Source organism: Synechococcus sp. A15-62, from assembly GCF_014280075.1.
Lineage (GTDB): Bacteria > Cyanobacteriota > Cyanobacteriia > PCC-6307 > Cyanobiaceae > Parasynechococcus.
On sequence record NZ_CP047950.1, the window covers coordinates 1707511 to 1722825 of the forward strand.

Genomic DNA, 15315 nt, shown 5'->3' on the forward strand with positions numbered 1-15315 from the left:
ATGAGCAGCGCATCCGATCGACGGGGAATCATCTTGGCTGGCGGTAGCGGCACGCGGCTGCATCCGATCACCCAAGCCGTCAGCAAACAGCTGCTTCCGGTTTACGACAAGCCGATGATTTATTACCCACTCAGCACCCTGATGCTGGCGGGAATCCGCGAGGTACTGATCATCACCACCCCCCACGACCGCGAGGCATTTCAGCGCTTGCTCGGCGATGGCAGCCGCTGGGGCATGACGATCGAGTACGCCGTGCAGCCGAGCCCAGACGGTTTGGCCCAAGCGTTTCTGATCGGGGCCGACTTCCTGGCGGGCCATCCTGCCGCGCTGGTATTGGGGGACAACCTCTTCCATGGGCACGACCTGGTGCCCCAGCTGGTGAACAGCAACGCACAAGCCCAAGGGGCGACGGTTTTTGCCTATCCCGTCAGTGATCCCGAGCGTTATGGCGTGGCCGAGTTCGATGCCGATGGCCGCGTGCTCAGTCTGGAGGAAAAACCTCAGAAACCCAAAAGCCGCTACGCCGTCACCGGGTTGTACTTCTACGACGACAGCGTCGTGGAACGGGCCCACCAAGTGAAGCCTTCCGCTCGTGGAGAGCTGGAGATCACTGATCTCAATCAGATGTACCTCGATGAAGGGCTGCTGCGGGTGGAACTGATGGGCCGTGGCATGGCCTGGCTCGACACCGGCACCTGCGACTCCCTCAACGATGCCGGCAGCTACATCCGCACGCTCGAACACCGTCAAGGGCTGAAGGTTGGCTGTCCAGAAGAGGTGGCTTGGCGTCAGGGCTGGATCAGTGCCGCACAACTCGAACAACTGGCGCAACCCCTCAAGAAGAGTGGCTACGGCTCATATCTCCTCCAAATGCTCGAGGAGAGCGTGAGCGATCACGCAGCCCTGCAAACCAGCCTGGAGGTAAGTCATGCAGTTTGAACAACTCACGACCTCGTCCGGCGTATTGATGCAGGGCCCCCTGCTGATCACCCCCCAAGCCTTTGGCGATGACCGTGGGTGGTTCTACGAAAGCTGGAACCAGCGCAAGTTCGATAACGCCGTCGGCGAATCAGTGCTGTTTTCGCAAGACAACCACTCCCGCTCGATCCAAGGGGTGCTGCGGGGTCTGCACTACCAGCTCGCTCCGGAACCCCAGGCCAAGCTGGTGCGTGCCACGCTCGGGGCGATCTACGACGTTGCCGTCGACATCCGACGCAGCTCGCCCACTTTTGGTGCCTGGGTCGGTGCCGAACTCAGCGCTGAAAACAAATCCCAGCTTTGGATCCCCGAGGGCTTCGCCCACGGCTTCCTCACCCTCAGCGATGTTGCTGAGGTGCAATACAAGGCGCGGGGGTTCTGGAACAAATCCTGTGAGCGGGCCATCGTCTGGAATGATCCGGATTTGGCCATTGCCTGGCCTCTCGATCGGCTGCAGGGCGCAGAGGTGAGCCTCTCGGGCAAAGATGCCGAAGCAGCAGGGTTCAAATCCGCTGAGGTGGCTGGAGACGTTTTCCCATGAAGGTGCTGCTCACCGGAGCCGGCGGTCAGCTGGGCCAGGCTCTGATCGCTTCCGCCCCTGAGGGACTAGATCTGGTGGCCACCAGCCGTCAGCAGCTTGACCTGTCTGACCCAGAAGCCTGCCGCAGCGCCGTGAAACAGCACCAACCCGACTGGGTGCTCAATGCAGGTGCCTACACAGCAGTGGACAAGGCCGAGTCGGAACCGGAGCTGGCCCATGTCGTGAATGCCGGGGCACCCGAGGCCTTTGCCCGCGCTCTTGATCAACAAGGAGGACGCCTGCTCCAGATCAGCACCGACTTCGTCTTCAACGGAACCCAGGGCACCCCATATCAACCCGAGCAGGCCCGCGACCCTCTCGGTGTTTACGGCGCCAGCAAAGCTGCTGGAGAAGCAGCGGTCCAAACAATTTTTGGCGCAAGCGGACGGAGCCTGATCCTGCGCACCAGCTGGGTGATCGGACCCGTGGGCAAGAACTTTGCCCTGACCATGCTCCGCCTCCACCGCGAACGGGATCAACTGGGTGTTGTCGCCGATCAAGTGGGCTGTCCCACCAGCACCCTCAACCTCGCTCAAGCCTGTTGGCAAACGCTTCAAATCGCTGATGAGCGCGAACTACCAACTGTGATGCACTGGAGTGATGCCGGCGCCGCCAGCTGGTACGACGTGGCGGTGGCCGTAGGCCAGATCGGTGCTGACTTGGGGCTAATCGACACGCCCGCAGCCGTGCAACCAATCACAACAGCGGACTACCCGACGCCTGCTGAACGGCCGGCCTATTCCCTGCTGGACTGCACGGCCACCCGAGCAGCACTGGACCTCAACGGCGAGCACTGGCAGCAAGCCCTGAAGGCTGTGTTGCAGCAAGCCAAAACGCCATGAAGCGCCACTGAGTTCTACGCCGCAACCTCAAACAAAGCCCCCCACGCACACACCAATGGTTTCCTCCATGCCTTCCGCCTCCGACCTGCTGGGAGGTCGCCGCAAAGTTCTGGTCACCGGAGGCGCCGGCTTCATTGGCGGCGCGGTCGTGCGCAGGCTACTTCGGGAAACCACAGTCACCGTCTTTAATCTCGACAAGATGGGCTATGCCAGCGACCTGTCTTCGATTGAGGAGGTGCTGAGCGAGCTGGGCGGAGCGGCGAACAATCGGCACAGGCTTCAGCAGGTGGATCTGACCAATAAAACCGCCGTTGAGGCGGCAGTGCAGGAGGCCGACCCCGATTTGGTGATGCACTTGGCGGCGGAAAGCCACGTGGATCGATCCATCTCCGGCCCTGGCGTGTTCATCGAGAGCAACGTGAACGGCACCTACAACCTGCTGCAGGCGGTGCGGGGCCACTACGAGGGTTTGAGCGGTGAACGCCGTAATTCCTTCCGGATGCACCACATCAGCACCGACGAAGTCTTTGGGTCCCTAGGCGCCGAGGGGCGTTTCTCAGAAACAACGCCCTATGACCCCCGCAGCCCTTACTCCGCCAGCAAGGCGGCAAGCGATCACCTGGTTCAGGCCTGGCACCACACCTTTGGACTTCCCGTGGTGCTCACCAACTGCTCAAACAACTACGGGCCCTGGCAGTTCCCGGAAAAGCTCATCCCCGTGGTCACCTTGAAGGCCGCAGGAGGTGAGTCGATTCCTCTCTACGGCGACGGGCTGAATGTACGGGATTGGTTGTACGTGGAAGATCACGTCGATGCATTGCTTTTGGCCGCCTGCAAGGGTGAGTCGGGTCGCAGTTACTGCGTTGGCGGCCACGGTGAGCGCACCAACAAAGAGATCGTTCACGCCATCTGCCAACAGCTGGATCAAAGCTGCCCCTCATCAGCACCCCACGCGGAGTTGATTACGCCTGTGACCGATCGCCCTGGCCACGACCGTCGCTACGCGATTGACCCAAGCCGCATTAGTTCCGAGCTTGGCTGGAGCCCTCGTCACGATGTCGAGCAGGGACTAGCAGAGACGGTGCGCTGGTACTTGGCCAATCAGAACTGGTGCAGCAAGGTACGTCAGCGTGCGGGATATGACGGCAGCAGATTGGGCATGGGGACACCAAAAACCAACTCAAACGAGTGATAGGTTTCCACATTCTGTTTTAGACCTGCCACATGAGCGGCATGCCAAAACATCGTCATCCGCTCTCCGCTTTTTCCCACACGACCAAGCAGGTACTGAAGCGCTCAGCTTCTGCGATGGGCCAGCAGAAAATATTGCCCAAGGCACTACGAAAGCAGCTCAATCGACTGGGCCAAGCAAAACATCCAGCGCCACCCAACAACAAGCGCAAAAAAACAACACCTGAGCTGCAGGATTACATCAAGAGGCTTGAAAGAAAAGATATAAGCAAGAAAATTATTCGCGACTTTCGAGAATTAGCCCATTACGCCTATGTGTTCGACATCGAACACTATAAGTCTCAATTAGAGAAAGAAGAAGTAGAAACCCTTGAATGCATTGGAGACGTTATTCTTCATTACTGCACATCAGGCAACAAAACCGGGATTGATCCCAGCAATTTGTTTGATACAGACAATTATCTAAGCAAGTACCCGGATGTCAGAAAAAGCGGACTCAACCCGATGGTCCACTGTTTCAAGTTCGGAATGAACGAACACCGCTACTCGATGGACAACATCCATTTTATGCGGAAAATGGCCGACATCAAACGGCCTAAAACAAGTGCCTTGAATTCAATCAAGGACGACCTGAAAGGCAAAAAAGTTGGCGTCTTCCTGCATATCTTCTACCCAGAGCTGGGAGAAACAATCGCCGCTTACCTGAAGAATATACCCTGCAGCATCGACATCTTCATTTCCACGAAAGAAGATTCAGTTGAAGTGTTGAAACACATTTTTGCACGAGTCGAAAATGCCCAGAGGGTTGACGTTAGGCACTTCAAAAACATTGGACGCGACGTCGCTCCATTCTTCGTTGGCTTTAAAGATCAAATCCTCAACTACGACCTCATCCTTAAGCTCCACTCCAAAAAAAGCCCCCACAGCAATGCGCTTAGCGGCTGGTTTCTTCACTGCCTTGACAACCTGATTGGCAGCAAAACCATTACAGCCACCAATCTCAAAGCCCTCCAATCACCAGAGACAGGAATCGTGTATCCGATTGAGAACTACGCACTCAGCCTCGGAATTAAACACGATTCCTGCTGGGGCCATGAGGATGGTAACTACACCAAAGCCAATCCCTTCCTAAAACGCTTCAATCTCGACCACATCAAAAGAGACAGTCAGTTTCGCTTCCCAACCGGCACGATGTTCTGGTGCAAGCCAGAGCTACTCAAACCCATTCTTGAATGGGATCTCAGCTGGAATGACTTCGATGAGGAAGGCGGTCAGATCGACGGAACCATCGCCCACAGCATTGAACGCCTCATAGGCCTTTCGACGACTGAAATATTCAATCAAAAGCTGCAAACAACATACTGCGGGTACTCCCTTTCAAAACAACATCAAACCGATAAAACAATTATTGAAGGCAAAAATAAACTGACAATCCAGGGCTTTGAAAAAGTTATTCAATTCAAACCCCAGCAATTGGATCCAGACTGGTCGCTGAAGAACAATATCAACCCCAAATCTCTGCACATCCATTGGGTCATCCCCAATTTCACGCCCGGCCTCGGCGGCCACATGACCATTTTCAGAGCTATTGACTATCTGGAGCGCTGTGGTCACCAATGCACAATCTGGGTTCACTCCGAGCTCAAGGGGAACGACAAGCCAAGCCGCCTCAGCTCGTTGCACAAACGTGGCATCGACCAGTCCTTCATTCCACTGCGTACAGATCAGGTCTACATGCTGGGCAACAACCAAGACGACCTTGATCTTGTATCAGGCGACGTTGTCATTGCCACAGACCGGATGAGCACTTATCCCGTGCTTGGAATGAAAAAATTTCAGAAAAGATTTTATTTTGTTCAGGATTATGAGCCCTACTTTTTCGCGCGAGGTAGCTCAAGCATCCTTACCGAACAATCCTATGCATCTGATAACAATTTTTCCTGCATTTGTGCCAGCCCTTGGCTGAAACAGAAGATGGAAAGCTTTGGCAACTCAGCCATCTCTTTCCCACTGGCCGTCGACCACAGTGTTTACTACCCCAAGAACGAAGAGAAACGCAAACGCGATGCAATTGCATTCTATGTAAGACGCAGTACGCCAAGGCGGCTTTATGAACTGGGACTGCTTGCCTTAAGGGCTTTATTTGATCTGGGCGACCACTTCGAGATCATCACCTTCGGCGAAAAAGACCTTCCCGATCTTGGAATTCCAGTGAAAGTGAGGCATGCAGGAATTCTGGACGCCGACGCCTTGGCCAATCTCTATCGCCAATGCGCAGTTGGTTTGGTGCTTTCAGGAACCAACTACTCACTGGTGCCGAACGAAATGATGGCCTGCGGGCTGCCGGTTGTTGATATTGATGCCGAGCACACGCGGATCTCCTATCAACCAGAAACGGCGGTGTTGGCCAAACCAACACCGATAAAGCTGGCCTCAGCATTAAGCCGATTGTTGAATGATGCGTCGTTCAGGCAAAGCACCGCTAAGGCTGGCCTTGCCGCCACTGAACAGCTCAGCTGGGATGACTCCAACAAACTGATCGAAGCCTTCATTCAGGAGTCACTGTCATCGGCGCCATCGCTCCCGCGACAACTTCAGGCATCGACTCCCTTGGTGACGATTGTGATCCCCGTTTACAACGGAGGCACGATGCTCAAAACCGTCATTGAGTCTTGTCTGTCGCAAGATCTTGATCGGGAATTTGAAGTGTTATTGATCGACAGTGCCTCCAGTGATGGATGCCTCGATGCACTGCCAAAAGACGAACGACTCCGTCTACACAGAATTAAGCAAGAGGATTTTGGCCATGGACGCACCCGCAACTTGGGGGTAGAGCTAGCGCAAGGGGAATACGTCGCTTTCATCACGCAGGACGCGATTCCGGCAAATCGCATGTGGCTGATGAATCTCATCGCTCCACTGCAAAAGGATCCAAATGTGGCCGGTGTTTTCGGCTGCCATATCGCCCATTGCGGTCATGGACAACTCACCGCCCATGACCTTGACCGGCACTTCAATCGTTGGATCTTCAGGAGTCATCGACAACCAATCAAACTGGATGTTGATCGACAGAACTCCAATGGAATTGTCTCCACCCATGAACGTTTCTACTCAGACAACAATTCATGCCTGAGAAAATCTGTATGGGAAAAATTACCACTTCCCGATGTTGTTTATGGTGAAGATCAATTGTGGGCACGTGAAATCCTCAGGAAGGGCTACAAAAAGGCCTATGCCTCAACAGCTGTTGTTCGCCATTCCCACGAATATGGTTTCCGGGAAACAATCATGCGCGCCAACACGGAATGGCACTTTTATAATCAACTTCTTGGAGAAAGTTTACCTTCCAGCAAAGAACAGGTTTTGCAAATGGTTGAACAAGCCTGTGCCAACGACCGCGAAGCTCAGAAGTTATACCCAAACGTCAGCGACGACGATTTACTCCAACGGCGACGGATTCATTTTGCTCGGGCCTGTGGCTACTACTTGGCCGCCAAAGGGCACGGCGACCTACGTCCCTAATAAAATAAACAAGCCATGTTCATACAACAAATCATCAACTTCATATTTTGAGCAATACGATCAGGAAAAATAACCATAAGTCACTACAGCTTTTACATTATCGAGATCAATTCAAAAGTAAGCGCAAAAACATCTGCCTTAAACTTAAACTCACAGATCTAGTCATTACTTAGAGAAAGGTGAAAATACAGTGCCATTCACAGTCCTTCAATCAAACAGACTGATCAACAAATCAGCTCTTACGCATTGCATTCAAAATAAATCCACCGACACCCCAACCCACAACAATGATTCCGACAGATGCCAAAAATGCTTGCCACCGCCAGTTTTGATCTGGCTCAACGGGCAATCCAGGTTGACTCAGAACAACAACAAATTTTAATTGACGCTGGCTTTCTCGACGACTGTTATCAGAAGCAAGTCGCGCCGATTGAAGCGTTTCAGTGGCAAATTCGACGTCTGAAATCAACCCTGCTTCTTCAAGAACAAGAGTATTGAGGTCTCGACCGTCATTACTGACGGATTTATCCCTTTCTTGACGAATCTGCACTTGAAGCTCCTTAACTTGGTCTGCAACAAATGAAACTTCAGGTGCATTTGGATCGCGATATTGACGGCGCAATGCTGCTTCTTCAACCTTCAGTTCAACAAGCTGCGATTCCAGGCCAGAAATAAATGAAGATGTTGCAGCTTGCTCAGACTCAACACTCAAGTTCCCATGTTTTTTGCGGAAAAGCTCAAGCTTCCTTGAGGCTGCTTTGAGATTTAGTTCCGCCAACTGAACTTCTTTTCTAGCAAATTTATTTTGATCAGCATTGATTGACTGGTTCACTTCATTCACAAATCGACGCGACTGTTTCAGCAGCGCAGCGTTAAGATCAAAAGCCTGCTTTGGGGTAAAGCCGGAAGTCGTGAGAATGACTGAACCACTCATCGGCTGAGGAGCTACAGACAACTGTTTTCTGTAAAAATCAAGCTGCGCTGGTGCCGAACTACTCGCAGGCAATCCAGTCCAGACATCAGGGAGTCGGGGTCGATAAGCCTGCTCAAGCTTCTTGCCATCGGGGAACAGACGATTTTTTATGTCTGAAGATTCAAGGTAGACCTGTAGGTATTGTCCATCAACGAGGGAAGTTAAAACTTGCGGAGAAGAAGCTGCACCAGCCAATACCGAAGCAGATGAACCATCCAATGGAGCTGCCTGTTGAATCACAAACTCAGAGACAGACGTGTAACGGTCTCGACCAATGACAAAGCAATAAAAGGCTGATGTTGCCAGAAAAGCCGAGATCAAAATCCGGGGCTTTGCGTAACTGGCAAGCCGCTCACGCCATAAAGTGATAAGTTGATTTGACTCGAAAGACTCAGCGAATTTAAATGATGAAGACAATTTCTTAGGGGTGTTAGAGAAAGTATTGGAACGCTGGTTTGACTCAGACATGACTCAAATTCATTTTAGGTAATGGAGCAGGGAGAAAATCAAGTGGTTAGTCATCAACTGACTCAAGGAGCAAGGACTCATTCGTCCTGTAAAGAATCAGAGAAAATCCTAAAAGTATCAGGGAACACCAAATGAGGTATGACAATGAAATATCGGGAATTGGGTATTCATTATTTAGAGAATAACGGAAAAGCTCAACTGCATGAAGGAGAGGATTCCATGTAACGAATGGTCTTGAATATAGGGGGAGTTCAAAAGTGGCGAAAAACAGACCGGATGTGAAAATAAGAATACGATTAATAAGACGTTTAATCAGCCTAGTAATAAATTTATTATAACTACCAAGAAAGACAAGACAGATACCAAACCCTATTGCCATCACAACGGTTAGCAGATAGATGCACAGAGCCAACCCAGGACTATCCATTCGAAAATCCCATGTAAGAGCCCATATCAGTGCCATAAGGCCAAGAGTGAGGGTCAACAAAGCCCTAACATTGTTAATTGACAAAGCTAAAAGTATGTCCAGCGGCTCAATACGCTTGTAATATAAAGGAGATCTCAATTTCAAGCCGGATAGTGCTTGTATGGCCAGCTGTCTAAAAGGAAAATAAATTGTAAATCCAGCGGCCATAAAAATAACGATGTTGAAATATAGGCTTGTAGCGCTGCCACCTAACGACCCACCAGATAACAGATATCGAAATCCAATACGGATCCCGATAAAGAACAGCATGATCTGCAACGGATTAATCAGACTCTCCCAAGAGCCAACTGAGCTACTGGTTGATTTCCGATCGTTCTCATAGGCCGCGAGAGCAAGGATTGTCGATATCTGTCTCGACATTGCAGCCAAAAATCTTCTAAAAAAGAACATTATACTTTCCATACTTAAAAGTCTATTTCATCATCAGTAGAGTCTGAATTGCTCAAATTTAAGTTAACCTCAAAGCCATCATCTTCAGACTCTAATACATTGGAACGCTCTAGGTTTTGGTCTGCCCACTGAATGGCATCTGCGAGAGGGCCCAAAAAGAGAATTTGACCTAGAGGGCCCAAAACCAGGCCATCTGTACAGAATTCTCGCTGGAACTGAACATTTGCCGAAGTAGAAAAAAGCATTTTCCCCTCGATCTGCCTCAACAACAACTCTTTAAGCAGATTGGCAGGCTTAGACATTAAAAATCTTGTCTTAGGAATTAAATAGCAGTCGAAGGAAAAAATCACAGACAAGGCCAAACCGAAGAAATCTTTCTGCTCTCTTGAGAGCTCTTTAATTACAAGGTCTGGCTCAATACCGGTATCTGACAAGGTCTTCCAAAATTCGTCAATACTGACGAGAGATTTGCCAAGGCAATCGTTGTAGACGGTTGATAGAAAGCTGACGGCATGGGAAACCCGCAGCTTTCTATCCAATCCTCCATCTGCTCCAACAGGCCAGCCAATCACGCTATTACTAACAATTTGACCTGTTACTGGAGAGACCAGGCCAGACATACAAGCAATCAGCTGGTAACGAAGGAAAGAATTATTCGTAATAAAAGCTATTCTCTTGCCTTGACCACACTCCCAATTCCAAGGAGTATCAAACGAAACTAGAGGATTTGACTGATCGCAGCGAAGGGAGAAGTTGCGGAACGTCAGCACTGGTTTAGATGAAGCTGTCGCAATTACCACTCAACCAGGTGCGGAAGTCTCTGTGCAATAACGATACCACTAAGAAATAAAGCAGCTTTAGGGGTGACGCGCAATCCAATTAAGTGCACCTTTCCTTAAGCCAGTGCGGCACCGCTTTTCCAGGCGATCCGTAACCAAACTCAGGGCAAGATCTCCGGTGCGTTGAATCAGCGGCTCCGGTACAAGTGACCCTGCTCCTCGCGGAGACAGTTCAAGACTGAGATCAGCCTTAGCCATCAACCGTTGCTGCTCGGGACGAATCCATGCCTGGCACTGGAACTGCACAAGATCCTGCAAGCGCCCAAGGCCATGAATCGTGCAGTGCTCAAAAAGAATGGTGAGTTGGTCGCCATCCCAGCTGGAGCGGAACACCACCTCAGGCTGGAGCTGAAAATTCAGCAACTGATACGGCCGGGATGCATAAAGGAAGCGGCCATCTGCGAGCCGCTCCACCTTTTTGCGATTCAACAGAGCCTTCAAGGGGCGCCCAGGCTGCGCCAGGTAGGCCTGCAGCTGAGGCAGGGATGCATCAGGCACCTGCACATCGATGCCATGGGAGCGGTGAACCTGCACCGAAAACCACCGAAACAGTTGCTGCGGAACGATGGCACGACCAACGGACAGTGATCACGGATGATCGAAGCATCACTCGATCGCGCCGAAGATCCGATGACGCAGCCGTTCAGGATTGAAACCGACAGCCTGGGTGGCATTGAGGTGGCATCCGAAGCGCTCTGGGGAGCCCAGACCCAGCGATCCCTTCAGAACTTCGCCATCAGCGACGAACGAATCCCGCTTGAAATCCTCCAGGCCCTGGCCTGGATCAAGCGTTCCTGCGCCACGGTGAACGGCCAGCATGCGCTTCTGAACCCTCAACAGGTTGAGCTGATCTGCACGGCGGCCGATGCCATTGCCGCTGGCCAGCACAACGATCAATTCCCGCTGCGGGTCTGGCAGACCGGAAGCGGGACCCAGACCAACATGAACGTCAACGAGGTGATCAGCAATCTGGCGTCTCAGGCTTCAGGCACCGCCCTCGGAAGCCACAGCCCAGTGCACCCGAATGACCACGTCAATCGGTCGCAATCCACCAATGACGTGTTTCCCGCAGCGATTCACGTCGCCGCGGCCAAGCACCTAAAGGACGGGCTGCTGCCGGCGCTCGATGCCCTGGTGCAGGCCTTGGATGCCAAAGCCCAGGCCTGGATGCCCATCGTCAAGATTGGCCGCACCCATCTGCAGGATGCGGTGCCCCTGCGTCTGGGCGATGAAGTGGGCGCCTGGCGGGATCAACTCAAACAAGCCCAGGCATGGCTGGGGGACTGTCTGGTCAGCCTCGGTGATCTCCCGCTTGGTGGCACCGCAGTCGGCACAGGGTTGAACACTCCACCTGGCTTCCGTCATGCCGTAGCGGAAGAGCTGAGCCGGGTCGCTGGCGTCGAGGTCCGTCCCGCTGAGAACCTCTTCGCGGTGATGGCCGGCCATGACGCCCTCGTCCATGCGATGGGCCAACTGCGCCTGCTGGCGGTGACCCTGCTCCGCATCGCTAACGACGTGCGTCTGCTGGGATGCGGTCCCCGAGCTGGGCTAGGCGAGTTGCAGCTGCCCGCCAATGAACCCGGCAGCTCGATCATGCCGGGGAAAATCAATCCCACCCAGTGCGAGGCCATGGCCATGGTCTGCACCCAGGTGATCGGGCTCGATGGCGCCGTGGCCGCAGCCGGAGCAGGCGGCCATCTGCAGATGAATGTCTACAAGCCCTTGATCGGCTTCAACCTGCTGCAGTCGATCCGCATGCTCAAGGACGCCATGACCAGCTTCCGCCAGAACCTGGTGGAAGGGTTGGAGCCGGATCGCGAGCAAATTCAGCGGTTCGTCGATCGCTCCCTGATGCTGGTCACCGCCTTAACCCCGAGCATCGGTTACGAGAAGGCGAGTGCCATCGCTCAGCATGCCCACCATCAGGGGCTGACGCTGAAGCAGGCGGCCCTGGAGCTTGGCCACATCAGCGAAGCCGACTTTGATCAGCAGGTGAATCCCGGCGCCATGGCCGCTCCAGAGGCCTGAACTCAGGCGGCCCGCTCCGTTGCCGGGTTCAGCGCAGCGGAGGCCGGCACCAGATCCTCGGCTTCAGCCACGGGGAAGCGGTTGATCGCTTTCAGCGCCTGACGGGCATGGCTGCGCAATTGCTCGCTGATCGCTTCGCAGTAGGGCACCTGGGCCAGAAGGTCCACGGTGCGGCGCATGATTCGCACCACATCACCCTCATCAAGGGAGGTATTGGCGATCAGATCGCTCCAGGACGTTCCCCGCGCCCAGGCATCCACAAGGCCCATGAGCTCGGGTTCCCACCAGGCCGGCACCACCACACCGGCGCGTTCCTGGGCCCGCAGCAGCTCGCGACGCAGACCCGAAAGATCCTGCAGCGCTTCCTCCGCTGCAGCAGGTGGCGGGAAGCCACTCCACAGGTCGGGGCGGTTCACCTCGGTGCTGATCGCCTCGAACACCGCCGCCAGGTCGGGGGGGGAGAGGTCATCGAGATGGCCACTCATCAGCGCCAGCCCGAGCCAGAGTTCGTTGTCGCCTCGCAAGGCAGCAACGGTGCGGCCGATCTCCGTGGGATCCAGCTCATCGAGACATCCGAAGTGCTGCAGGATCTCCATCAAGGCCAGGAAGGTTTCCCAGTGGCGGTTGGCCCGCTGATGCAGCAGGTGCTGCCGTTCAGCGATCTCCAGCTCCAGATCTTCCATGCGACGGCGGTGCTTCTTCAGCTGTTTGCGATCTCCCCAGCGATGGGCCGGATGCTGCTCCTGCTCCTGCTCGAGATCCCGCACCAGCCTGGCCTGGGTCAACACCTCCCCAGCCAGGTCGTATTGCGGGGTGGTCATGTCGTGGCGCCGGGCCATGTGGGCCACGGCTAACGCCAAACCACCACTGGCCTGATCGCCATGGCGCAACTCACCGGAGCGAGACAGCTCCGGGACCTCGAGCCCGTCCACCTGCAGGCAACTGAGCTCCGCATGGATGCTCACCACAGCCTGACAGGGCAGCAGGATCCAGACGTTTTCATCGGTCAGGCAGAGCAGCAGCGGGAACTGACCGGGCCCCTTCACCTTCTCGACGATCACCGCGGGCGCAACGCGCCCCCGCAGCTGCGGTGATTTGAGGCTGACCAGGGTGCCGGTGCTGGCGAACTGCAGGGCCATCGTCAGCTCGTTGGCCAGCGTCTCCTCGGCCTGCTGCTGAAGGATGCGGAGCAAGCGCCGCTCTTCGCGGAGCCGCCCACGCATTTTTTCGTAGTCCTCAAAGTCTTCCCAGGGGATATCGCCGGCAACACCCTCCAGCTGGCTGAGTTGCAACCGCAGCTGGGAGAGATTCTCCTCGTCCTCCACGAGGTCAAGCCCCGCCAGATAGCGGCCGAAACTGCGCTCCACCAGTTCCCTGGCCTTGGCCAGATCGTGGCGTTGCAGCAGGTTGAGAACCATGCCGTAGCTGGGGGTGAACTGGCTCACCAGGGGGTCAGCGGGACTTGTCGCCAGCTGACCTGCTTCACGCACACCTTCGAAACGGCTTTGCACCGTCACGACGTAGCCCTGGGAGTCGAGGCCACGACGCCCGGCCCGGCCGGCCATCTGGAGGAACTCACTGCCCATCAGCGGGCGATGCCCCCGCTCGGTGCGCTTGGAGAGAGCCGCAATCACCGTGCTGCGGGCCGGCATGTTGATGCCCGCCGCCAGGGTCTCTGTGGCGAAGACCACCTTCACCAACCCCTGCTGGAAGAGCTCCTCGATCAACTCCTTCCAGGCGGGCAGAACACCGGCGTGGTGGGCCGCGATGCCCCGCAGCAGCGCATCAGCGTGAATTCCATCCCGAACGGCCTCGGGGTTGTCTTGGCTGTAAGCGGTTAGACGCTCCTTGATCCGCGCCTGCTCCTCCTGGGTCACCAGGCACTGCACCCCCAGATCCCGCACCGCCTTGTCGCAACCGCGGCGGCTGAAGATGAAATAGATGGCTGGGAGCATCTGCCGCTCCGCCATCTGAGCCACAACGAAGCTGATCGGCGGTGGCTCCGGTTGCGGCGGCCTCTGGGAACGTCCTTTGCGCTTGTGCCCCTTGGGCGCGCGCCAGACCTTGCAGTTGGGATGAAGACCCGTACCGGCTTCGTTCAGCAGTGGATGCAACCCCTTGGCACTGCAGAAACTGAACTGCAGCGGCACCGGCCGGTGGTCACTCATCACCAACGTGGTCGGACCATGCACCTTCTCGATCCAGTCGGTCAGCTGCCCGGCATTGGCCACGGTGGCGGAGAGCGCCACCAGCTGCACCGTGGGTGGGCAGTGAATGATCGACTCCTCCCAGACCGTGCCGCGCTGGGAGTCATTCATGTAGTGGCACTCATCGAGCACCACCGCCTCCACATCAGCCAGGGGATCGTCGTGCTCATCCACCTCGGCGTAGAGCATGTTGCGGAAGATCTCCGTGGTCATCACCACGATGGAGGCCTCGCGATTCACGCTGAGGTCACCGGTCATCAAACCCACGTTCTCCGCACCGAACTGATCACGGAAATCGCGCAGTTTCTGATTGGAGAGAGCCTTCAGCGGTGTGGTGTAGAAAACCTTCTGGCCGTGGGCCAGGGCGCGATGAATGGCGTATTCACCGATCAGGGTTTTGCCGGATCCTGTGGGGGCACTGACCACAACCGAATGTCCCTGATTGAGGGCATCCATGGCCTCCAGCTGGAAATCATCCAGCGGGAAGGGAAAGATTTCTGAGGGATTCAGTGGGGCACTGCAATCGACATCGGGCTCGGATCGGGGCGTGGCCGGTGTCGATTGGTTCATCGAATGATCTTAAGGAGCCTGGCTGAGCACTCTTTTCAAACAAGCGATAAGCCACACCAATGCCATCAATCAGATCTGCCGACATCCTTTGACGGCAGCTGGTCGAATCATGAAAAATAATGCAGAGAATGCTTCGAGCCTTGGTGATCCCACTGGGGCTTTTTTTGTGCCTGCCTGTGCAGAGGCGAAGGATGACAGGGGCACTCCGCCGGTGCCATGACAGAAGGAACGAACGCATCA

General features: G+C 54.9%; 11 protein-coding genes. 6 read left to right on the forward strand and 5 right to left on the reverse strand.

The annotated features are described in order from the left end of the window. Genes rfbA through SynA1562_RS09835 form a run of 5 tightly spaced genes read left to right on the forward strand, consistent with a single transcriptional unit; the run spans position 1 to position 7113 of the window. Positions 1-939, forward strand: a complete 939-nt coding sequence (gene rfbA, locus SynA1562_RS09815) for a glucose-1-phosphate thymidylyltransferase RfbA (protein WP_186493717.1) — start codon at positions 1-3, stop codon at positions 937-939. Next, positions 929-1519 (forward strand): dTDP-4-dehydrorhamnose 3,5-epimerase, encoded by a 591-nt coding sequence (gene rfbC / locus SynA1562_RS09820; protein WP_186493718.1) that lies wholly within the window; start codon positions 929-931, stop codon positions 1517-1519. The genes rfbA and rfbC overlap by 11 nt, the downstream gene beginning before the upstream one ends. Continuing rightward, entirely contained in the window at positions 1516-2400 is an 885-nt protein-coding gene (rfbD, locus tag SynA1562_RS09825) for a dTDP-4-dehydrorhamnose reductase (protein WP_186493719.1), read from the forward strand. Before rfbC ends, rfbD begins: the two co-directional genes overlap by 4 nt. A gap of 55 nt (positions 2401-2455) precedes the next feature. After that, on the forward strand, positions 2456-3592 hold the full coding sequence (rfbB, locus tag SynA1562_RS09830) for a dTDP-glucose 4,6-dehydratase (protein ID WP_186493720.1): 1137 nt from the start codon (positions 2456-2458) through the stop codon (positions 3590-3592). 32 nt (positions 3593-3624) lie between these two features. After that, positions 3625-7113 (forward strand): rhamnan synthesis F family protein, encoded by a 3489-nt coding sequence (locus SynA1562_RS09835; RefSeq protein WP_186493721.1) that lies wholly within the window; start codon positions 3625-3627, stop codon positions 7111-7113. Positions 7114-7345: 232 nt separating this feature from the next. On the opposite strand, the gene SynA1562_RS09840 is transcribed toward SynA1562_RS09835, so the two are convergent. The 4 genes from SynA1562_RS09840 to SynA1562_RS09855 form a co-directional block, all read right to left on the reverse strand. Then, positions 7346-8554 carry a sugar ABC transporter gene (locus tag SynA1562_RS09840; RefSeq protein ID WP_186493722.1) on the reverse strand — a complete coding sequence of 403 codons (1209 nt, stop codon included), beginning with the start codon at positions 8552-8554 and terminating at the stop codon, positions 7346-7348. Positions 8555-8600: 46 nt separating this feature from the next. After that, positions 8601-9290, reverse strand: a complete 690-nt coding sequence (locus tag SynA1562_RS09845) for an ABC transporter permease (RefSeq protein ID WP_255445787.1) — start codon at positions 9288-9290, stop codon at positions 8601-8603. 155 nt (positions 9291-9445) lie between these two features. After that, entirely contained in the window at positions 9446-10201 is a 756-nt protein-coding gene (locus SynA1562_RS09850; RefSeq protein ID WP_186493724.1) for a hypothetical protein, read from the reverse strand. An 87-nt stretch (positions 10202-10288) separates the two neighbouring features. Beyond that, the gene (locus SynA1562_RS09855) at positions 10289-10804 is read right to left on the reverse strand and encodes a DUF1997 domain-containing protein (RefSeq protein ID WP_255445634.1); all 516 of its coding nucleotides are present in this window, start codon (positions 10802-10804) and stop codon (positions 10289-10291) included. A gap of 60 nt (positions 10805-10864) precedes the next feature. Here SynA1562_RS09855 and SynA1562_RS09860 point away from each other — a divergent pair, with 60 nt between their 5' ends. Continuing rightward, the gene (locus tag SynA1562_RS09860) at positions 10865-12298 is read left to right on the forward strand and encodes a class II fumarate hydratase (RefSeq protein ID WP_255445635.1); all 1434 of its coding nucleotides are present in this window, start codon (positions 10865-10867) and stop codon (positions 12296-12298) included. A 2-nt stretch (positions 12299-12300) separates the two neighbouring features. Here the strand turns inward: SynA1562_RS09860 and SynA1562_RS09865 are convergent, their stop codons facing one another. Further along, positions 12301-15075 (reverse strand): RNA helicase, encoded by a 2775-nt coding sequence (locus SynA1562_RS09865; protein ID WP_186493725.1) that lies wholly within the window; start codon positions 15073-15075, stop codon positions 12301-12303. Between the last annotated feature and the right edge of the window lie 240 nt (positions 15076-15315).